This is a genomic window from Streptomyces sp. NPDC055025 (genome assembly GCF_053608565.1).
In genome coordinates, this window is sequence record NZ_JBSGVS010000006.1 from 157737 (window position 1) to 177967 (window position 20231).

Below are 20231 nucleotides of genomic sequence, written 5' to 3' on the forward strand. Positions count from 1 at the left end.
TCGAGCCTACCCGCCGCCTCGGACAGTCAGCCGATCTTTAATCGTCCTTGGAAAGCACCGTGCGGCGGCCGGTGGGGCCGCCGCACGGGGGACGTCAGGTGATGTCGTCGTAACCGTTCAGCCGGTTCGTACGGCCGGTGCCGTCGGACCGGTCGGGCGGGGAGACCGGTTCGATCGCCCCGACGGACTCGGGGGTCAGATCGAGATCGGAGGCCTCGTCGTCGTCGAGATCCGCGTCCGGGTTGTTGCGCCTGCGCCGCCGGTCGTTGAGGAAGCAGACACCCAGTGCCAGGAAGTAGAGCACCACGATGGGGAGGGCCAGCGACAGCATGGTGAGCGGGTCGCCGGTCGGTGTCGCGAACGCGGCGAAGAGCGTGATGCCCATCACCATCAGACGCCACCAGGAGGCGAGCCGCTTCGCCGTGAGCACTCCGGTGAAGTTCAGCAGGACGAGCAGCAGTGGCAGTTCGAAGGCCAGACCGAAGACGATCACCATACGGACCACGAGATCGAGATACTCGTCGAGCGGCAGCAGGTTGCGCGCGTTGTCCGGGGTGAAGTCGAGCAGGATCGTGGCGGTCTGGGGAAGGATCTTGTACGCGAGGACGGCGCCGCTGAGGAAGAGCGGGACGCCGACCCCCACGAACGACAGCGCGTACTTCTTCTCGTGGCTGTGCAGACCGGGCGCCAGGAAGCCCCAGAGCTGGTACAGCCAGACCGGCGTGGACAGCACCACGCCGGACACGAGGGAGACCTTCAGCGCGATGGAGAAGGGCGAGATCAGACCGTTGACGGTCATGTCCGCGCAGGCCTGACCGTTCTCCTGCTTCAAGGCACCGTCGACGCAGCCCACCGAGTCGAGGATCGGCTGCATCATGAACTCGATGAGTTCCTTGTAGTAGAACGCGGCGACGACTGTGATGACCAGGATCGCCAGGACCGACTTGAGCAGGCGGTTTCGCAGTTCACGCAGGTGCTCGGCGAGGGGCATGCGCCCCTCGACGTCTTTCTCCTGCTTCCGGGCAGACTTGAGCAACCCGCGTCCCTCGTCTCGTAGCGGCAGCCGTCAGTGGGATGCGTGTCAGCTCTGGGCGGTGCGGTTCGGCTCGGTGACCGGACGGGAACTGGTGACATCCCCGGGCGAAGCCTGGATCGTCCTCGGAGCGGCCTGCTGCTGGGCCGTGGCATCGGCGACGGTGGCCTGGTCGGCCGCGGGGGCCGCGCTCTCGTCGTCCTTCTTCATGGCCTTGGCCTCGCTCTTGAGGATGCGGGCCGACTTGCCGAGCGAACGGGCCATGTCGGGAAGCTTCTTGGCACCGAACAGCAACAGGATGACAACGATGATCAGAACGATCTCGAGGGGCTTCAGATTGCCGATCATGTACGACTTCCTTCTCGCTGAGGCGGCTGGGCGGGGGCTGCCCGTACCAACCGAACCGGTGTCCGGCCTTAGTACTCGCTGCGATCGTAACCCGCAGGGGTAAACGCGGGGCAATGCCTGTGCATACTCCCGAATGCTCCGCTTACCCCTGATCGCGACCCGCGCCGGACCGTCCGGCATCGTCCCGGCCCTGTCGGAGGGGTCGCGATCGCCAGCGTACCGTCCGCGCCCATGGCGACGGAGGGCGGTGGCATCACTACCGCAGGGTCTCTCCCGTCGAGGCCAGCCGGGTCGCGGCGCGCTCCAGATCCTCCGCGGCCCGGTTGATCCGCTCGGTGGTCGCGGCGACCTGCCGGGCGAGCCGCCGGGCCTCGGCGAAGACCCGGACCGCCAGGACACCGAGCACGGCGATCCCGCAGAAACCCAGGGCGATGGCGAGCATGGGCCAGAACATGAGCGGAGCCTAGACCGTTCTTGAAAGGTGAGGTGACTCTTGGAAGGGGATGCCGAGGTCTACGAGGTGGCGTGCAGACGCAGCGTCCGCACCCCGCCGCCGGTGAGGAGTTCGACGATGCGTTCCCCGGCGGGCTTGCGCACGAGGCTCTCGCACTCGGGACAGGTGAAGGAGTAGAAGGTGGTCTTCCGGGTGGCCCCGATCGCGAGCCGCAGCGCGCCCGCCGAAAGCTCGAAACGGGCGCGGCACTCCGGACAGGCCGCCTTGAAGAGAACGGGGAGCACCGTCGAGATTTCCGACACTTCAGACATTGCCGACATATTCCTCGGATCTCCTTCTTTCTACCCGTTTCCCGTTCACTCGCGGCCGTCGTAGGCCGCGAGCGCCTCGCCCGCCGCCAGCCGCGCGCTCTCCGCGAGGTCCCGCGGCGAGACGATCCGTCCGTCACCGCCGAGCCGCAGCGCGAGCCGTCTCAGCGAGGCGGGCGCCGGGGTCCGCAGTGTGATACGCAGGCCGCCGTCGGGAAGTTCGACCGCGCTGTCGTGCGGGTAGTACTCCGCGACCCACCGGCCGCCGGGCCCGACCTCGACCACCACCTCGGGATCCTCCGCGGACGGCTGCACCAGCCCCTCGGACAGATCCCTCAGCTCCAGCTCGGGAGGGGCGGCGGGGGCGTCCAGCAGCCTGATCTCGGCGACCCGGTCGAGCCGGAACGTACGCCGTGCCTCGGAGAGCCGGCACCAGGCCTCCATATAGGTGTGGCCCACGGCGAACAGCCGGATCGGGTCGACCTCGCGCTCCGTCAGCTCGTCACGCGCCGGGGAGTAGTAACGCAGCCAGAGCCTGCGGCGCTCGGAGATGGCGCGGTCGACCTCGGCGAACACCCCGCCCTCGGACTCGAAGGTCACCGAGAGCCGGGAGCTGGCCCCCGCGGCCTCCCCCGCCGCGGCCTCCAGCTTGGCGGTGGCGCGCAGCAGCGCCTGCCGGTCGCCCTCCCGCAGCCCCGGCAGGGTGGCGACGGCGCGGGCGGCGACGAGCAGCGCCGTGGCCTCGTCGGCGGCGAGCCGCAGCGGCTCCGCGACATCGTCCGGGTTGTGCCACCAGATCCGGTCGCCGTCGGTGTCGATGTCGAGCAGATCGCCGCCGCGGAAGCTGGTCCCGCACATGGGAAGGACATCGAGGTCGGAGATCAGCTCGTCCTCGGTGATCCCGAACGCGCGGGCCACATCGCTGACATGGGCGCCGGGGCGCTCCCGCAGATAGGTCACCAGCGAGAGCATCCGCCGGGTCTGGTCGATGGCGTTGGCTGCCATGGTTGTCCGAGTCCCCCTCAGCCCTTGGCCACGGCGCGCAGCCGCTCCACCACATCGGCCCGCAGATCGGCGGGTTCCAGTACGAGCACATCCGGGCCGAACTCCACCAGCCAGGCGTCCAGGCCGTGTCCGTACGGGATCTCCAGCTCGTCCCAGCCGTCCCCCAGCTCCCTGGACGAGACCGCCCGGGAGCGCAGCGGATAGCCGCAGCCGGAACGGAGCCTGATCAGCGCGGAGCGGGTCGCGGTCTCCCCCGCCCAGCTCTCCACGGTCTCCCGTACGGTCACCACATCGGGCACGGGCGCGGTGAAGGCCCCGCTGCGGGAGCGGACCCTGCCGGTGATCCGGGAGAGCCGGAAGACCCGCTCGGCGCCGCGGTCGCGGTCCCAGCCGGCCAGATACCAGTGCCCGCGCCAGCACTCCAGCGTCCAGGGTTCGACCTGACGCTGTTCGGGGCGGGCCGCGTTGGCCTTGCGGTAGTCGAAGAGGACGGGCCGCCGGTCGCGGCAGGCGAGCATCAGCGGTTCGAAGGCTGCCTCATGGACCGGGATCCGTGGTTCGAGCGCGCTGTGGTGCGCCTCGTACGCGTCCTCCGCCTCCGGCATCCCGGCGGCGCGCAGCTTCTGGAGGGCGCCGCTCGCCGCGCCCGCGAGCCGGGCCTGCTGCCAGACCTTGGCCGCCAGTCCGAGGGCCGCGGCCTCCTCGGCGTCGAGGGTGATCGCGGGCAGCCGGTTGCTGTCGCGCCGGGCGAGATAGCCGGTCTCGCCGTCGAGGTTCTCCACCGTCTCGATGACCAGGCCGAGTTCGCGCAGATCTTCCTTGTCCCGTTCGAACATCCGGTTGAAGGAATCGTCGGTGCCTGCCTCCAGATAGGCCTCGATGGAGCCCCGCAGCTCGCGCTTGCTGAGCGGACGCCGGGTCCCGAGCAGACACAGCGCCAGATTCATCAGTCGCTCGGCCTTGGCAATGGCCATCGACGCCTTGCACCCCTTTTGATCGTTGCGGCCTCCGCTCGTTGACCGTACCGCCCCGGGGTGTCGGGACAAAAGCCGAGGGCCCATGCGGTCGGCACGGGCCCTCGGGTCTTCGTCCTGACGGGATCAGACGGAGACCAGATCGCAGACGAAGATCAGCGTCTCGCCCGGGGCGATACGGCCACCACCGGCGCCACGCTCACCGTAGGCGAGGTGCGCGGGGATGGTGAGCTGCCGCCGGCCGCCGACCTTCATGCCCTGGACGCCCTGGTCCCAGCCGGCGATGACCTGGCCGGCGCCGAGCTGGAACTGGAGCGGCGTGCCGCGGTTCCAGGACGCGTCGAACTCCTCGCCGGTGGAGAAGGCCACACCCACGTAGTGGACGGAGACGGTGTCGCCCGCCTTGGCCACCGGGCCGTCGCCCTCCGTGATGTCCTTGATCTCCAGATCGGCCGGCGGCTCGCCACCCGGGAAGTCGATCTCGGGCTTCTCGATGCTCACTGAACTGCTCCTCTAAATGATGAACGGGGCAACCGGGACAGTCTTACACCTTCGCCAGGATGTCCACCGCGAACACCAGTGTGGAGTTCTTCGGGATGCCCTGCTGCTCCTGGTCACCGAAGGCCTGGTCCGGCGGGATCACGATCAGGACCCTGCTGCCCACCTTCTTGCCGACGATCCCCGACTTGAGCCCCTTCAGGGTCAGTTGGGGCAGCGGGAAGGTCGTGGTGCGGCCCGTCTTGTATGTGCTGTCGAACTGCTTGCGGTCCTTCCAGAGGTACGCCGCGTAGTTCAGCACGACCGTGTCCGAGTCCTTGACGACCGGGCCGTCGCTCTCCAGCACATAGGAGGAGACCAGTTCCTTCGGCGGGTCGCCCTTCGGGATCGTGACCGTCGGCTCCTTGCCGTCGTCGTTCGTCCCGACCTTCGGCAGATCGATGTTGTCCTGTGCCACCGCGGTGCCCTTGGCGGAGACCGGGACCTGGGTCGCCTTCAGGATGTCGACGACGAAGACCAGTGTGGCGTTGGGCTTGATGTCTCCCTGGCCCTGCGCCCCGTATCCGAGCTCCGGCGGAATGCCCAGCTCGACGCGGCTGCCGACCTTCTGGCCCTCCAGGCCCTGGTCCCAGCCCTTGATGACCATGCCGGCGCCCAGTGTCAGATCGAAGGGCTGCTTGCGGTCGAAGCTGTTGTCGAACGGCTTGTCGGAGTCCCAGCTCTGGCCCAGGTAGTTGACCTGGATCGCGTCACCCTTTTTGACCGTGGCGCCGTCACCCTGGCTGATGACGTCGACCTTGAGCTCCTTGGGCGGAGTACCCTCCCCCTTGGCGAGGGTCGGCTTCTGGCCGAACTTGGTACCCGCGGTGATCGCGGGAAGTCCGTTCTTGGACGGGGCGGAGTCGGAGCCTCCGTCATCGCCGCACGCCGCTGTCGACAGCAGCAGCAAGGGGACGACGATCAGGCCGGCTAGTCGGCGCACGTATTCCTCAGATCTCAGACGGCACAGTAGTTGCCCGACACTCTAAGGGCTGTCCCTTGATCCCCGGCGGGCGCGCGACGACAGCGTGGCACGGGCCCTGTACGTGTACGTACAGGGCCCGGACCGCGTCGCGGCGATGTGTCGCGCACCGGCTACATACCGGCGATCAGCTTCTCCACCCGGTCGTCCACGGAACGGAACGGGTCCTTGCAGAGCACCGTGCGCTGCGCCTGGTCGTTGAGCTTGAGATGCACCCAGTCGACGGTGAAGTCCCGGCGCTGCTCCTGGGCCCTGCGGATGAAGTCGCCGCGCAGCCGCGCCCTGGTGGTCTGCGGGGGCACGGACTTGCCCTCGAAGATCTTCAGATCGTTGCAGATCCGGGCGGCCTGGCCCCGCTTCTCCAGCAGGTAGTAGAGGCCCCGGCGGCGGTGGATGTCGTGGTAGGCGAGATCTATCTGGGCGACCCGCGGATGCGACATCGTCATATTGTGCTTGGCCCGGTACCGCTCGATGAGCTGGTACTTCATCACCCAGTCGATCTCGGTGGAGATACGGTCGAGGTCCTCCTCCTCGATCGCGTCGAGCGTGCGGCCCCACAGTTCCAGCACCTGGTCGACCGTGCCGGTGCGGATGCCCCGGCGCTCCACGAAGTCCACGGCCTTCTCGTAGTACTCCCGCTGGACCTCCAGCGCGGAGGCCTCCCGGCCGCTGGCCAGCCGCACCTTGCGCTGGCCGGTGAGGTCATGGCTGACCTCACGGATCGCCCGGATCGGGTTCTCCAGGGTGAGGTCCCGCATCACGGTGCCCGCCTCGATCATGCGCAGCACGAGATCGGTGGCGCCGACCTTGAGCAGCATGGTCGTCTCGGACATGTTGGAGTCGCCGACGATGACATGGAGCCTGCGGTAGCGCTCCGCGTCCGCGTGCGGCTCGTCACGGGTGTTGATGATCGGACGGGAGCGGGTGGTGGCGGAGCTGACGCCCTCCCAGATGTGCTCGGCGCGCTGGCTGACGCAGTAGACCGCGCCCCGAGGGGTCTGGAGCACCTTGCCGGCGCCGCAGAGGAGCTGCCTGGTGACGAGGAAGGGGATGAGGATGTCCGCGAGCCGGGAGAACTCTCCATGGCGGGCGACGAGATAGTTCTCGTGGCAGCCGTAGGAGTTTCCCGCCGAGTCGGTGTTGTTCTTGAAGAGATAGACGTCGCCCGCGATTCCCTCCTCGTGCAGGCGGCGTTCGGCGTCGACGAGCAGGCCTTCGAGAATGCGCTCGCCCGCTTTGTCGTGGGTGACCAGCTCGGTCACATTGTCACATTCCGGAGTTGCGTATTCCGGATGCGAACCCACGTCGAGGTAGAGACGGGCGCCGTTCCGCAGGAAGACATTGCTGCTGCGGCCCCATGAGACAACACGGCGGAAGAGGTAGCGCGCCACTTCGTCAGGTGACAGTCGGCGCTGTCCCCTGAACGTGCACGTGACGCCGTACTCGTTCTCCAGCCCGAAAATGCGGCGGTCCATGTCTGAACATTACGCCTGATGACCAGAGCTGAAACCGGGTTCGGCCGCTCCGCCTTGATCTGTTTCCGTCCGGATGGTGGCATCGGCGCTCCGGTCGGGAGCGGCGAGCACCCGCTGTGTGGCCAGCAGTACCAGCAGGGCGGCGACACCTCCGGCCCCCGCGACCGCGAAGCTCGCGGAGGTGCCGCCCAGTTCCACGGCGGGCCCCGCCGCCGCCGTGCCGAGCGCGGAACCGACCCCGATGGTGGTGACCAGCCAGGAGAACGCCTCGGTGACGGTGCCGCGCGGCGCGTGCCGGTCGACGACGATGAAGGCGCAGGCGATCGCGGGCGCGAGGAAGACCCCGGCGACGGCGGCCAGCCCCGTCATCGCGGGCACACCGGGTGTGAGTGTCAGCGGCAGATAGCAGAGAGCCAGCAGGACGACGATGGCACGCAGCCGCCGCTCCGGGGCGCCGGTCCACTGCCGGGCCCCGTACACCGAGCCGCCCACCAGCGCGCCGAGGCCGAGCGCGGCCATCAGCCAGCCGTAGACGGACTCCCGGCCCTGGTCGTCGGCGTAGGCGACGCCCGCGACGGTGATCGAGCCGAGAGCTATCCCGACGAAGAGGAACGCGCCCAGCAGGGCCAGCAGACCCGGTGAGCGCAGGGCGCCGAGCCAGTGCGCCTCACGGGGCGCCGAGCGCCAGGCGCGGGAGGGCGCGGAGAGGACGACGGAGAGCGCGCCGAGCACCCCGATCGCGTTGACGACCAGCAGCGCGGTGGCCGGGGACCAGAGCGCGACCAGCAGGGTGACCAGCAGCGGGCCGACGGTGAACATGATCTCCTGCGCCACCGCGTCCATGGCGTAGGCCCGGTGCACCCGCTCCTCACCGCCGAGGACGTTGGGCCACAGGGCCCGCAGCCCGCCCTCCAGCGGCGGGGTGAACAGTCCCGCGACCGCGACGGCGCCGTAGGCGAGCAGCGGGGAGCCGGTCCCGGCGATGACGAGCAGCACCGCGCCGAGGGCGGAGACCACGGCGGCGGGAAGCTGCACCCGGGGCTGGCCGTACAGGTCCACCGCCCGGCCGAGCAGCGGCTGTCCCACGGCGTTGGCGACCCCGTACACCGCCGCGAGCGCGCCGGCGAGGCTGTAGCTGCCGCCGCCGCCCCGGACGAGCAGTACGACGGCGATGGGACCCGTGGCGTTCGGCAGCCGGCCCACGAGCGTGCCGGCGAGCAGCCGGGCGGCGTGCGGCGCCTTGAGGATGTCCACGTAGCCGGTGGCCATGGGCCGCCCCTTCTCTCGCCCGGTCGCCCGGGGTTTTACGTATAACGTCGGCGTCATACGTACCATGTGGCCAGTCCGCGGGTCCACTGCCGGCGCCTTGGCGGACGGGACCCGCCTGACGAGCGCGACGGAGAACGGTAGCCATGACAGAGCAGCCCGCCAGGCCCACCAGCAGGGATGTGGCGCGGACCGCGGGTGTGTCCCAGGCCACGGTGTCCCTGGTCCTCGGGGACAAGTGGCGGGGCAGGGTCTCCGAGCGGACCGCCGGGCTCGTACGGGACGCGGCGCACGCGCTCGGCTACCGGCCCAATCTCGCCGCCCGCAATCTCCGCCTCGGTACGACCAGGACCGCGCTCCTGGTCGTCCCCGCACTCACCAACGAGTTCTTCGCCCGGGTCTACACCGGCGCGGCCCGGGTGGCCGCCGAGCACGGCTTCGGGGTCGTCCTCTACCCCTCACCCGCCGGGGTGGGGCCCGCCCGGGACCCCTTCGCCTCGGCGCGGGCCGCGCTGGACGGGGTGATCGCCTCCTCGATGGCGACGGAGGCACTGGACGCGATCCGGGGCGCGGATCTGCCGCTGGTGATGCTCGACAGCGATCCGGCGGCGCCCGGTGCCGCCGCCCGGGTGAATCTCGACATCGCCGACGGCTTCCGTCAGGTGGCCGCGCATCTGCTCGGCCTCGGCCACCGGCGTCTGCTCCATCTCGCCGCCTCGGTGCCCTCCTGGACCTTCGACATACGGGCCGAAGCGCTGGCCGGAGCGGTACGGGGAGTGCCGGACGCGGTCGTACGGGCGGTGTCGGCGCCCCTGGAGGTCGGCGCCGCGCGGGCCGCCGTCGAGCACGCCCTCGCCGCCCCCGGTCCCCGGCCCACGGCGCTGATCTGCGACGACGACATCCTGGCCGTGGGGGCCTGCAAGGCGCTGCGGCGCCTCGGTCTGCGGGTGCCGGAGGACATCTCGGTCACCGGCTTCGACGATCTGGCGCTCGCGACGGCGATCGAACCCGAGCTGACCACGGTGAGCCTGCCGGCCGAGCGGGTCGGTGAGCGGGGTATGGCGGCGCTGCTGACGGTCCTGGACGGCCGGCACCCGGAGCCCGGCGATCTGCCGGTCTCACTGGTGGTCCGGGCCTCCACCGCTCCCCCGCCCCCCGACGCCTGACATGCCCGTGCCCCGGGCCGCGTGGGCGGACCGGGGCACGGGCATACGCGATTGCGGGTCGGGTTGCTCCGGACGGGCTACTTCTCGGTGCCGTCGTCCGGCTTCCCGGCGTCCTTCCCACCGCTGTCCGTGGACGTGTCCGCCGCCGGGGACGCGGCGCCGTCCGGCTCCTCCGTGTCCGAAGGGGCGTCCGTCGGGGTGGAGGCCGCGCCGTCCGCGTCCAGCAGCCGGGAGAGCTGCCGGCCGACGATCCGCTTGAACTTGCGCTGCTGCGGTCGCGTCCGGTCCAGGACCGCCACTTCCAGCCGCTCCGCGGGGATCTCCCGCTCGCCGCCGTTGGTGTCCCTGGACAGTGCCTGGACGGCCAGCTTCAGCGCCTCCGCGAGCGACATGCCCTCGCGGTGCCGCTGGTCGAGATACGTACTGATCTGCTCCGAGCTGCCGCCCACCGCGACCGAGCCGTGCTCGTCCACGATCGACCCGTCGTGCGGCAGCCGGTAGATCTGGTCGCCGTCCGGTGTCGCGCCCACCTCGGCGACGACCAGCTCCACCTCGTAGGGCTTCTCGCCGGCGCTGGAGAAGATCGTGCCCAGTGTCTGCGCGTAGACATTGGCGAGACCACGGGCCGTGACATCGTCGCGGTCATAGGTGTATCCGCGCAGATCGGCGTAGCGCACACCGCCGATGCGCAGGTTCTCGTACTCGTTGTACTTGCCGGCCGCCGCGAACCCGATCCGGTCGTAGATCTCGCTGAACTTGTGCAGCGCGCGGGACGGGTTCTCGCCGACGAAGACGATGCCGTCGGCGTACTGGAGCACAACCAGGCTGCGACCACGGGCGATGCCCTTGCGCGCGTACTCCGCCCGGTCGGCCATGGCCTGCTGGGGTGAGACATAGAACGGCGTCGACACCGGCTATCCGTCCCTTTCTGTCAGTGGCGTGTTTGTTCAGAAGAGGGCGGCGTCAGAGCAGCGCGGCGCGCGGGCCGTCGGGCTGCTCCAGCCGGCGCTCAAGGATCGAGCGGGCGATCTCCGAGGATTCCTCGTCCGTCAGCCTCCGGAAGCCCTCGTCCGTGATGATCGTGACGATCGGATAGATCCGGCGCGCCACATCGGGGCCGCCCGTCGCCGAGTCGTCGTCCGCGGCGTCGTACAGCGCCTGGATGACCAGGGTGGTGGCCTGCTGCTCGGTCAGGTCCTCGCGGTAGAGCTTCTTCATCGCCCCACGGGCGAAGATCGAGCCGGAGCCGGTGGACGCGAAGCCCGACTCCTCGGACCGGCCGCCCGTCACGTCGTACGAGAAGATCCGGCCCTTGCCGCGGTCCACGTCCCAGCCGGCGAAGAGCGGGACGACGGCCAGGCCCTGCATGGCCATGGCGAGATTGCTGCGGATCATCGTGGAGAGCCGGTTGGCCTTGCCCTCCAGGGAGAGCTGGGCGCCTTCGACCTTCTCGAAGTGCTCCAGTTCCAGCTGGAAGAGCTTGACCATCTCCACGGCGAGACCGGCGGTGCCGGCGATACCCACGGCCGAGTACTCGTCGGCCGGGAAGACCTTCTCGATGTCGCGCTGCGCGATCATGTTCCCCATGGTCGCCCGCCGGTCACCGGCGAGCACCACCCCGCCGGGGAAGGTCGTCGCGACGATCGTCGTACCGTGCGGGGCCTCGATGGCACCCTGCAGGGGCGGCAGCGAACGCTTGCCGGGCAGCATGTCCGGCGAGTGGTGGGACAGGAAGTCCATGAACGAGGACGAGCCGGGCGTCAGGAAGGCTGCCGGCAGACGCCCGGTGCTACGAGGGTTGGCTTCCACACGTTTCCTTCCGGATGGGCGGCGGCCCGCCGCTCGGGCCGGGCCGATCTTTGAATCTGTGCACGGACCTTACCCGCGCCGTCGCCTGTCATCCGTCCCGGTGCTACCGGCTTTCGCCGACGGCCCGGGACGGACAACGGCCTTTACTGGCCGCCCTTTTGCACGAAGGACCGCACGAAGTCCTCTGCGTTCTCCTCGAGCACGTCGTCGATTTCGTCCAGGACGGAGTCCACATCGTCGGACAGCTTCTCCTGGCGCTCCTTGAGGTCCTCGGAAGCCTGTGCCTCCTGGGCCTGCTCCTCGGTCTCCTCCGTGGAACGCGTCGCCTTCTGCTGGCCGCCGCCGGTGTCCTTGGTCGCCATATCCCTCACCCCGCTCGGTTTCGCCCCGCTCGATGTGACCTTCAAGATCAGACCCTACAAGGAGGGTCCGACATCGGCCCCGCAGTTGCTACAACGTCCGGGTACCACCCCGATCATTCCCGGACCGCCGCTGTTTCAGCCGCCGGACAGTACCCGGACCAGCTCCTCGGCCGTGCGGCACCGGTCGAGCAGCTCCTTGACGTGGTTGCGTGTACCGCGCAGCGGCTCCAGGGTGGGAACCCGTTGCAGTGAGTCACGGCCGGGCAGATCGAAGATGACCGAGTCCCAGGAGGCCGCCGCCACATCGTCCGCGTACTGCTCCAGACAGCGCCCGCGGAAGTACGCCCTGGTGTCCTCAGGAGGCTTGGTCCTGGCCCGTTCGACATCCTGCTCGTCCAAGAGGCGGCTGATCCTGCCCCGGGCCGCCAGACGGTTGTACAGGCCCTTCTCGGGGCGTACGTCCGCGTACTGGAGGTCCACGAGGTGCAGCCGGGCCGCGTCCCAGTCCAGGCCGTCGCGCCGGCGGTAGCCCTCCAGGATCTCCCGCTTGGTGATCCAGTCCAGCTCGCCGGAGAGGCTCATCGGATCGTTCTCCAGCCGGTTGAGCGTGTCCTCCCAGCGCCCCAGCACATCCCTGGTCTGCTCGTCCGCGTCGGCGCCGTACCGCTCCTCGACATACTTCCTGGCCAGCTCGTAGTACTCCATCTGGAGCTGGACGGCGGTGAGTGTCCGGCCGCTGCGGAGCGTGACCAGCCGGCCGAGCGTCGGGTCGTGCGAGACCTGGTGCAGCGTGCGGACCGGCTGGTCGACGGCGAGATCGACGTTGATGAAACCGTCCTCGATCATGGACAGGACGAGCGAGGTCGTGCCGAGCTTGAGATAGGTCGAGATCTCCGACAGATTCGCGTCGCCGATGATCACATGCAGCCTGCGGTACTTCTCCGCGTCGGAGTGCGGCTCGTCGCGGGTGTTGATGATGGGGCGCTTGAGGGTCGTCTCCAGCCCGACCTCGACCTCGAAGTAGTCCGCCCGCTGGCTGATCTGGAAGCCGTGCTCATGGCCGTCCTGGCCGATACCGACCCGGCCCGCGCCGGTGACGACCTGCCGTGAGACGAAGAACGGCGTGAGGTGGCGCACGATGTCCGAGAACGGGGTCTCCCGCTTCATCAGGTAGTTCTCGTGCGTGCCGTAGGACGCGCCCTTGTTGTCGGTGTTGTTCTTGTACAGATGGATCGGCTGGGCGCCGGGAAGCTGGGCCGCGCGCTCGGCGGCCTCGGCCATGATCCGCTCGCCGGCCTTGTCCCAGAGGACGGCGTCCCGCGGATTGGTGATCTCGGGAGAGCTGTACTCAGGGTGGGCGTGGTCGACATACAGCCGGGCGCCGTTCGTGAGGATCACATTGGCCAGCCCGATGTCCTCGTCGGTGAGCTGGCTGGAATCGGCCGTCTCGCGGGCGAGGTCGAAGCCACGGGCGTCCCGCAGCGGATTCTCCTCCTCGAAGTCCCAGCGGGCCCGCCGAGCGCGGTGCATCGCCGCCGCGTAGGCGTTCACGATCTGGGACGAGGTGAGCATGGCATTGGCGTTCGGGTGCCCCGGGACGGAGATCCCGTACTCCGTCTCGATGCCCATTACTCGCCGTACGGTCATGCGGCCCTCCTTGCCCGGCGGCGCTCCCCTCCGGAAGCGGCGCTCAAGTACCGCTCTTCCTCCGGTGCGTGTGCGGTGCCCGGCTCCGGGCGCCGCCACGCGGCGGTACGAAAGAGCCTAGAACGCCTCCGCGCCGGTGGGGAGATCATTTCCGTCATTGGCCTGGTGTGGTGGAAGGTGCGTGGAAAGCAACCGGCTGCGGATGCCCTTCCGGACATCCGCAGCCGGTCTGCGTCTGCGCTTTACAGGTACTGACCGGTGTTGGCCACCGTGTCGATGGAGCGCCCGGTGTCCGCGCCCTGCTTTCCGGTGACCAGGGTGCGGATGAAGACGATCCGCTCGCCCTTCTTGCCGGAGATACGGGCCCAGTCGTCGGGGTTCGTGGTGTTCGGCAGGTCCTCGTTCTCCTTGAACTCGTCCACGCAAGCCTGGAGGAGATGGGAGACCCGGAGGCCCTTCTGGTTGTGGTCGAGGAAGGCCTTGATGGCCATCTTCTTGGCCCGGTCGACAATGTTCTGGATCATCGCGCCGGAGTTGAAGTCCTTGAAATAGAGGACTTCCTTGTCGCCGTTGGCGTATGTCACTTCGAGGAAGCGGTTCTCCTCGGACTCCGCGTACATCTGCTCGACCACGGACTGGATCATTCCGTGCGCCGCGGCCTCCTTGGAGCCGTTGTGCTCGGAGATGTCGTCCGAGTGCAGGGGCAGCGTGGCCGTCAGATACTTCGCGAAGATGTCCTTCGCGGCCTCCGCGTCCGGACGCTCGATCTTGATCTTCACATCGAGCCGGCCGGGCCGCAGGATCGCGGGGTCGATCATGTCCTCCCGGTTGGAGGCACCGATCACGATGACGTTCTCCAGGCCCTCCACACCGTCGATCTCGGCGAGGAGCTGCGGGACGATGGTGTTCTCCACGTCCGAGCTGACACCGGAGCCGCGGGTGCGGAAGAGGGATTCCATCTCGTCGAAGAAGACGATGACGGGAGTGCCCTCGCTCGCCTTCTCCCGGGCACGCTGGAAGACCAGGCGGATATGCCGCTCGGTCTCACCGACGTACTTGTTCAGCAGCTCCGGACCCTTGATGTTGAGGAAGTAGCTCTTCCCCGCGGGCCTTCCGGTCACCTCGGCGACCTTCTTGGCAAGGGAGTTGGCCACGGCCTTGGCGATCAGTGTCTTGCCGCAGCCGGGCGGGCCGTAGAGCAGGATGCCCTTCGGCGGACGCAGTTCGTGCTCCTTGAAGAGATCCGGGTGGAGATACGGGAGCTCCACCGCGTCGCGGATCATCTCGATCTGGCCGCCGAGACCGCCGATCTTGTCGTAGTCGACGTCCGGGACCTCTTCGAGGACCAGTTCCTCGACCTCGCTCTTGGGGACCACTTCGTAGACATAGCCCGAGCGGGGTTCGAGCAGCAGGGCGTCGCCGGGGCGGATGGTGATGTCCAGCAGCGGCTCCGCGAGCCGCACCACCCGTTCCTCGTCGGTGTGCCCGACCACCAGGGCGCGCTCGCCGTCCTCAAGGATCTCCTTGAGGGTGACGATGTCCCCGGCACGCTCGTACGCCATGGCCTCGACCACGTTGAGCGCCTCGTTGAGCATGACTTCCTGGCCGCGCCTGAGCTCGTCGAGTTCGACGCTGGGGCTCACATTCACCCGGAGCTTGCGGCCCCCGGTGAAAATATCGGCCGTGCCGTCCTCATTCGCCTGCAGAAACACACCGAAGCCGGCCGGCGGCTGTGCGAGCCGGTCGACCTCCTCCTTGAGGGCCACGATCTGGTCGCGGGCCTCACGCAGCGTATTGGCGAGCCGCTCATTCTGCGCGGACACACCCGCCAGGTTCGTCTGCAACTCGACGATCCGCTCTTCGAGAATCCTCGTGTGACGCGGAGAGTCGGCGAGCTTTCGTCGCAGGACGGCGATTTCCTGCTCGAGATAGGCAACCTGGCCGGCTGGGTCTTCAGACCCCCGCCCCGGCCGGATGCCGCGGTTGATGTCGTCGTCGTGGGCTGCCACGGTCCTCACCTCCTCCAAGGGGAGCTGGACGCTTCCTGACCCTACCTGGGTGGGTGATGATTGAAACCCCTAGATCACAAAGACTGTGGGGTGTGTCCGATCTTCACCCTTGCGCTCTTCCCTCACGCCAGGGGAATACCCACCCAGGAACATCGGAAAGCTGTCGGTTGTATCGTCGAAGTGTTCAACACCCGTCAGGGCTTGCGCGACTTACTTAACAGCGCCCCGTCCGGCGGGGCAAACGGCAGGAGAGACAACCGTGCAGCAGCAGGCTCCCACCGAAGGTGTCACCGAGACCGGTGAGCCTCTCGAGGTCTGGATCGACCAGGACCTCTGCACCGGGGACGGGATCTGTGCCCAGTATGCTCCTGAGGTCTTCGAGCTGGACATCGACGGGCTCGCGTATGTGAAGAGCCCCGAGGACGAGCTGCTCCAGGCCCCGGGCGCCACAACACGGGTTCCGCTGCCGCTGCTGCGTGATGTCGTCGACTCGGCCAAGGAGTGTCCGGGCGACTGTATTCATGTACGTCGCGTTTCGGACAGGGTAGAGGTTTACGGGCCCGACGCGGAATAAGCGGACCTCACCGGAGGCCCTGGGCGACCTGGTGTGAGCGGTCACACACTCTGCGCTTCGGGCCTCTCCGCGCGCACGAACGCGCCGTTCTCCCACTGCCAGGAGACCCGCTCCTCCTCGTCGGGGCAGCAGCTCGGCACATCGGGTCCGGAGTAGCCGAGCAGGGTGGCGAGAATCACACCGTCACGGATCTCGAAGTCGGGTCCGACGTTCCGCTTGTCCTTCGGGTCGACCAGTGTCGCCACGATCCTCGGCTCCGCCGCCGTGGCTCTGGTCAGCACATAAACACCTTGCGGCGGCGTACCCGAGCCCGCCTCGCAGCGCACCACGGCCACGGTCTCGGGATTCCGGTCACCGTCGAGATCGCCGGAGGCCTGCCGTACGACCACCGTGCCCGCTCCCCCGCACTCCAGCGGGTAGTCCACCCCGGCCGGATCGGGGGCGGGCAGCGGCACCTCGCCGGATGACGTCCTCACGGGCTTGGAGCCGGTCTGGGACGCGGTCGCGGCACCGGGTTGCAGCAGACCCGCCAGAGCCACCACACCGGCCATCGCGGCGGCCGTCGCGAGCCAGTGCATCGGGTGGGGCCGGGTGTGCGCGAGGTCCGGTACGTCGGAGATCTGCACGCGGAGTGTCTCCTGTGAAGGGGGGGTGCCGGCGAGTAACCAACGGTGGGAGGGAGACAGCATCGTGCCACACGTCACAGAGAGGCGGAACAGGGGGGTCCGTAAGGCGAACGCAAAGACGGAGCCGCCGACTTCCCCTTTCCGAAGAGGGAAGTCGGCGGCGTCACGGTCGTGTTGGTGAAAGCCTTCCGGTCGACGCGGGCCAGGGATCAGCCGCGTGAACCGCTGGTGCTCCCCGGGCCGTCGTAGTCGTCCCCGTACGCGCCCTTGGCGGGCCTGCGACGGCGCAGCGGCGGCTCGACACCGTCCGCGAGCCGACGGGCGGTCACGAGAAAGCCGGTGTGGCCGATCATGCGGTGGTCCGGGCGGACGGCCAGACCCTCGACATGCCAGTTACGGATCATCGACTCCCAGGCGGCCGGCTCGTTGAACGTGCCGAACTCCCGGATCGTCTCGACCGTGCGGGCGAGCTGAGTGGTCGTCGCGACATAGGCGCAGAGGATGCCGCCGGGAACGAGCGCCTTGGAGACGGCCTCGACACACTCCCAGGGGGCGAGCATGTCCAGAATGACCCGGTCGACATCCGTGTCCGACAGATTGTCCTGGAGGTCACCGACCGTCAGCTCCCAGGCGGGATGGGGACCGCCGAAGTAGCGCTCCACATTCTGCTGGGCGATCTCGGCGAAGTCCTGGCGGCGCTCGTACGAGTGCAGCATGCCCTGGTCACCAATGACACGCAGCAGAAAGCTGCTGAGCGAGCCGGAGCCCACACCCGCCTCGACGACGCGCGCGCCGGGGAAGATGTCGGCGAAGGCCAGGATCTGGCCGGCGTCCTTCGGATAGACCACGGCGGCGCCGCGGGGCATGGACAGGACATAGTCGGGGAGCAGGGGGCGCAGCGCGAGATAGGCGACGTTTCCCGTGGTACGGACAACACTGCCCTCGGGAGCACCGATCAGCTCGTCGTGCGGGAAGGACCCTTTATGGGTGTGGAAGTTCTTCCCGGCTTCGAGCGTGAACGTGTAGTGGCGTCCCTTGGGGTCGGTGAGCTGAACCTGGTCCCCGACCTTGAAGGGGCCGCGTCTACGGGCGGCACCGGTCGGTTCGGACATGCTCCCACCTTAGTACCTCTTTTTTGAGGGCTCGGTTCGCCTCCGGGCGCTTTATGCCACTGTCGACGGTCGACCGTGCTCGGTCCGCTCGTACCTCACGGACCTGCGCGCGCTCTCCCTTTCGACAGCGGCGCGCCCTTCGGCTCACTCGCCGGTGGCTGGGCGGGCCAGAACATGTCCGCGCACCCGGGCGGCCGTGGGCGCCCGGAACGTGAGGGGGGTCCGGCCGTGCGGGGCCGGGGCGTCTTTGTGGCCCGGAACGCGAGCGGGTCTGCCGGGGGAGCTACTGGGGGCGGGCCATCGCGGAGACGAAGGCTCGTTCCACGTCCGCCGTCGACAGGACTCCGTAGATCGCGCCGGACTCCTCCAGCACCAGATACTCCGTCGCGGGATTCGCCCTGAGCCGGTCCAGGAGCGCCTCCCCCGCCAGTTCCGCGGGGACCTTCATGCCCTCCGTGAGGTCCTGCGCGAGTCCGCTCACCGCGACCCAGGGGCGGCGGTGCTGCGGTACGCCGACGATCGCGGACTCCCGTACCAGGCCCGTCGGATCGCCCTTGCCGTCGACGACGACCAGCGCGCGGGCACCCGCCTCGTTGGCGCGGCGCAGGGCCTCGGACAGGGGGGTGCTGGACTCGACGGGGACCGCGCGGCGGGTGAGCGCGCGGGCCTGGAGCTCGGGCAGGTGCTCGCGGAGCCGGGCCATCCGGAGGCTGTTGCCCGCGCCGGTCCAGATGATCGCGGCCAGGATCGCGGCGAGCAGCGCGTCGGTCACCGTCTCCATGCCGCTGACCTGTGTCGCCGACGTACCGAGCGCTCCCGTCTGGGTGAGCAGCGGGAGACCGATGAGGACCGCGACGGCGAGGCCGCGGCCGACCCAGGCGGCGGCCACGGTGCCGCTCATCGGCTTGCCGGTGATCTTCCAGACGACCGCGCGCAGCATCCGGCCGCCGTCGAGCGGAAGGCCGGGCAGCAGATTGAAGGCGGCGACGATCAGATTGGAGACCATCAGACCGGCGAGCAGGACACCGGGGACCGTACCCGCCTCCACGGCCAGCAGACCGAGGTAGAAGACCCCGGCGAGCACCAGTGAGAGCAGCGGGCCCACGAAGGCCAGCACGAACTCACGGCCCGGCGTATCGGACTCCTTCTCGATCTCCGAGACACCGCCGAAGAACTGGAGCTGGATACGGCGCACCGGCAGCTTGAAGCGCAGCGCGGCGACGGTATGGGCCAGTTCATGGACGAGTACGGAGGCGTAGAAGGCGACCGCGAAGAAGAGGGAGACCAGATATCTGAGCCCGCCCAGCTCGGGCAGGACCCGGTCGAGCTGGCCGCCGAAGATCCAGGTGATGAGCGCGGCCACCAGGAACCAGCTCGGGGCGACATAGACAGGCACACCGAAGGGACGGCCCATGAGGATGCCGCCGCCGGGGTCTTCGCGCTTCGCCGGCTTCCCGTCGGGACCCGTGTTCCCGTCGCCGGGCCGCGGCCGCCTGCTCTCGCCGCTCTCGTCGTCCTCTTTCACGGGTTCCCTTCGTTCGCGGCAGCGTCGCTCGATCATGCGGTGCGAGTGGCTCTGTGGTCGATGGTATTCGGATCGCTGTCGGTGTCGGGTCATAGGGTCTGCGTCATGAGTACGAGCCTGCCGCCCTCCTCACTGTCTCCGTCGCGTGCGAGCGACTTCATGCAGTGCCCCCTGCTGTACCGGTTCCGGGTGATCGACAAGCTGCCGGAGAAGCCGAGCGAGGCGGCCACCCGCGGCACGCTGGTGCACGCCGTGCTGGAGCGGCTCTTCGACGCGCCCGCCGTGGAGCGCACCGCGCCACGCGCCAAGGCTCTGATCCCCGGCCAGTGGGACCGGCTGCTGGAGTCCCGGCCCGAGCTGAGTGAGCTGTTCGCGCAGGACACCGAGGGCGAGCGGCTGACGCGCTGGCTCGGCCAGGCGGAGGAGTTGGTGGAGCGGTGGTTCTCGCTGGAGGATCCGACGCGTCTGGAGCCCGCGGAGCGTGAGCTGTTCGTCGAGACGGAGCTGGAGTCGGGGCTGCGGCTGCGCGGGGTGATCGACCGGATCGATGTGGCGCCGACGGGTGAGGTGCGGATCGTCGACTACAAGACGGGCAAGGCGCCCCGCCCCGAGTACGCGGAGGGGGCGCTGTTCCAGATGACGTTCTACGCCCTGGTGATCTGGCGGCTGAAGCGGGTGATGCCGCGCCGGCTCCAGCTCGTCTATCTGGGCAGCGGTGAAGTGGTGACGTACGACCCGGTGGAGGCGGATCTGAAGCGGGTGGAGCGCAAGCTGCTGGCGCTGTGGGACGCGATCAGGGAGGCCACCGAGTCCGGCGACTGGCGGCCCCGGCCGACCAAGCTCTGCGGCTGGTGTGATCACCAGGCCCTCTGTCCGGAATTCGGCGGTACGCCTCCTGTGTATCCGCTGACCGTGCGGCGCGCGGAGGGGGCGGACGGGAGCGTGTAACGCGGTTCACGCCCGGCGGAGTCGCGCGGGGGCGGTCAGGGCAGAATGGGGCCGCCCTAGTGAAGGAGTTC

The 20231-nt window shown here is 68.8% G+C and carries 21 protein-coding genes; 3 read left to right on the top strand and 18 right to left on the bottom strand.

The annotated features are described in order from the left end of the window. Window positions 1-94: 94 nt before the first annotated feature. The 10 genes from tatC to ACWGDX_RS06345 form a co-directional block, all read right to left on the bottom strand. Window positions 95-1036, bottom strand: coding sequence for a twin-arginine translocase subunit TatC (gene tatC / locus ACWGDX_RS06300; protein ID WP_453622759.1), 942 nt, complete (start codon window positions 1034-1036; stop codon window positions 95-97). Between the two features lie 45 nt (window positions 1037-1081). Beyond that, complete coding sequence (gene tatA / locus ACWGDX_RS06305; RefSeq protein ID WP_453622760.1) at window positions 1082-1381, bottom strand: Sec-independent protein translocase subunit TatA; 300 nt, start codon at window positions 1379-1381, stop codon at window positions 1082-1084. A 256-nt stretch (window positions 1382-1637) separates the two neighbouring features. Further along, window positions 1638-1835, bottom strand: coding sequence for a hypothetical protein (locus ACWGDX_RS06310; RefSeq protein ID WP_453622762.1), 198 nt, complete (start codon window positions 1833-1835; stop codon window positions 1638-1640). A 59-nt stretch (window positions 1836-1894) separates the two neighbouring features. After that, window positions 1895-2146, bottom strand: coding sequence for a hypothetical protein (locus ACWGDX_RS06315; RefSeq protein WP_237540103.1), 252 nt, complete (start codon window positions 2144-2146; stop codon window positions 1895-1897). A gap of 45 nt (window positions 2147-2191) precedes the next feature. Continuing rightward, window positions 2192-3148: a helix-turn-helix transcriptional regulator gene (locus ACWGDX_RS06320; protein ID WP_453622764.1), complete on the bottom strand. Its 957-nt coding sequence runs from the start codon at window positions 3146-3148 to the stop codon at window positions 2192-2194. Window positions 3149-3165: 17 nt separating this feature from the next. Continuing rightward, complete coding sequence (locus ACWGDX_RS06325; RefSeq protein WP_453622766.1) at window positions 3166-4122, bottom strand: helix-turn-helix transcriptional regulator; 957 nt, start codon at window positions 4120-4122, stop codon at window positions 3166-3168. Window positions 4123-4248: 126 nt separating this feature from the next. After that, a complete protein-coding gene (locus ACWGDX_RS06330; protein WP_046498814.1) occupies window positions 4249-4623 on the bottom strand; it encodes an FKBP-type peptidyl-prolyl cis-trans isomerase in 375 nt (124 codons plus the stop codon). Window positions 4624-4666: 43 nt separating this feature from the next. Beyond that, on the bottom strand, window positions 4667-5602 hold the full coding sequence (locus ACWGDX_RS06335) for an FKBP-type peptidyl-prolyl cis-trans isomerase (RefSeq protein ID WP_453622768.1): 936 nt from the start codon (window positions 5600-5602) through the stop codon (window positions 4667-4669). A gap of 152 nt (window positions 5603-5754) precedes the next feature. Further along, window positions 5755-7116: a Pup--protein ligase gene (gene pafA / locus ACWGDX_RS06340; RefSeq protein WP_363084303.1), complete on the bottom strand. Its 1362-nt coding sequence runs from the start codon at window positions 7114-7116 to the stop codon at window positions 5755-5757. A 9-nt stretch (window positions 7117-7125) separates the two neighbouring features. Further along, a complete protein-coding gene (locus ACWGDX_RS06345) occupies window positions 7126-8385 on the bottom strand; it encodes an MFS transporter (protein ID WP_453622770.1) in 1260 nt (419 codons plus the stop codon). A 143-nt stretch (window positions 8386-8528) separates the two neighbouring features. On the opposite strand from ACWGDX_RS06345, the gene ACWGDX_RS06350 reads away from it, so the two are divergent. Next, window positions 8529-9548: a LacI family DNA-binding transcriptional regulator gene (locus ACWGDX_RS06350; protein WP_453622772.1), complete on the top strand. Its 1020-nt coding sequence runs from the start codon at window positions 8529-8531 to the stop codon at window positions 9546-9548. Window positions 9549-9625: 77 nt separating this feature from the next. Here ACWGDX_RS06350 and prcA read toward each other — a convergent pair whose 3' ends face one another. The 5 genes from prcA to arc form a co-directional block, all read right to left on the bottom strand. Then, window positions 9626-10459 (bottom strand): proteasome subunit alpha, encoded by an 834-nt coding sequence (gene prcA / locus ACWGDX_RS06355; protein ID WP_453622774.1) that lies wholly within the window; start codon window positions 10457-10459, stop codon window positions 9626-9628. A 52-nt stretch (window positions 10460-10511) separates the two neighbouring features. Next, window positions 10512-11357 (bottom strand): proteasome subunit beta, encoded by an 846-nt coding sequence (prcB, locus tag ACWGDX_RS06360; protein ID WP_363084299.1) that lies wholly within the window; start codon window positions 11355-11357, stop codon window positions 10512-10514. A gap of 143 nt (window positions 11358-11500) precedes the next feature. After that, the gene (locus ACWGDX_RS06365) at window positions 11501-11719 is read right to left on the bottom strand and encodes a ubiquitin-like protein Pup (RefSeq protein WP_030754525.1); all 219 of its coding nucleotides are present in this window, start codon (window positions 11717-11719) and stop codon (window positions 11501-11503) included. Window positions 11720-11854: 135 nt separating this feature from the next. After that, complete coding sequence (gene dop / locus ACWGDX_RS06370) at window positions 11855-13366, bottom strand: depupylase/deamidase Dop (RefSeq protein WP_365900452.1); 1512 nt, start codon at window positions 13364-13366, stop codon at window positions 11855-11857. A 242-nt stretch (window positions 13367-13608) separates the two neighbouring features. Then, window positions 13609-15375: a proteasome ATPase gene (gene arc / locus ACWGDX_RS06375; RefSeq protein WP_363085833.1), complete on the bottom strand. Its 1767-nt coding sequence runs from the start codon at window positions 15373-15375 to the stop codon at window positions 13609-13611. Window positions 15376-15634: 259 nt separating this feature from the next. Between arc and ACWGDX_RS06380 the strand changes: the two genes are divergently transcribed. Then, window positions 15635-15949, top strand: a complete 315-nt coding sequence (locus ACWGDX_RS06380) for a ferredoxin (RefSeq protein WP_363085832.1) — start codon at window positions 15635-15637, stop codon at window positions 15947-15949. A 41-nt stretch (window positions 15950-15990) separates the two neighbouring features. Here ACWGDX_RS06380 and ACWGDX_RS06385 read toward each other — a convergent pair whose 3' ends face one another. The 3 genes from ACWGDX_RS06385 to ACWGDX_RS06395 form a co-directional block, all read right to left on the bottom strand. After that, entirely contained in the window at window positions 15991-16575 is a 585-nt protein-coding gene (locus tag ACWGDX_RS06385) for a hypothetical protein (RefSeq protein ID WP_453622777.1), read from the bottom strand. A gap of 209 nt (window positions 16576-16784) precedes the next feature. Continuing rightward, complete coding sequence (locus ACWGDX_RS06390; protein WP_066957079.1) at window positions 16785-17687, bottom strand: tRNA (adenine-N1)-methyltransferase; 903 nt, start codon at window positions 17685-17687, stop codon at window positions 16785-16787. A gap of 283 nt (window positions 17688-17970) precedes the next feature. Beyond that, window positions 17971-19212 (bottom strand): site-2 protease family protein, encoded by a 1242-nt coding sequence (locus ACWGDX_RS06395; protein ID WP_453622780.1) that lies wholly within the window; start codon window positions 19210-19212, stop codon window positions 17971-17973. A 60-nt stretch (window positions 19213-19272) separates the two neighbouring features. Here ACWGDX_RS06395 and ACWGDX_RS06400 point away from each other — a divergent pair, with 60 nt between their 5' ends. Further along, on the top strand, window positions 19273-20160 hold the full coding sequence (locus ACWGDX_RS06400) for a RecB family exonuclease (RefSeq protein ID WP_453622782.1): 888 nt from the start codon (window positions 19273-19275) through the stop codon (window positions 20158-20160). Window positions 20161-20231 lie beyond the last annotated feature (71 nt).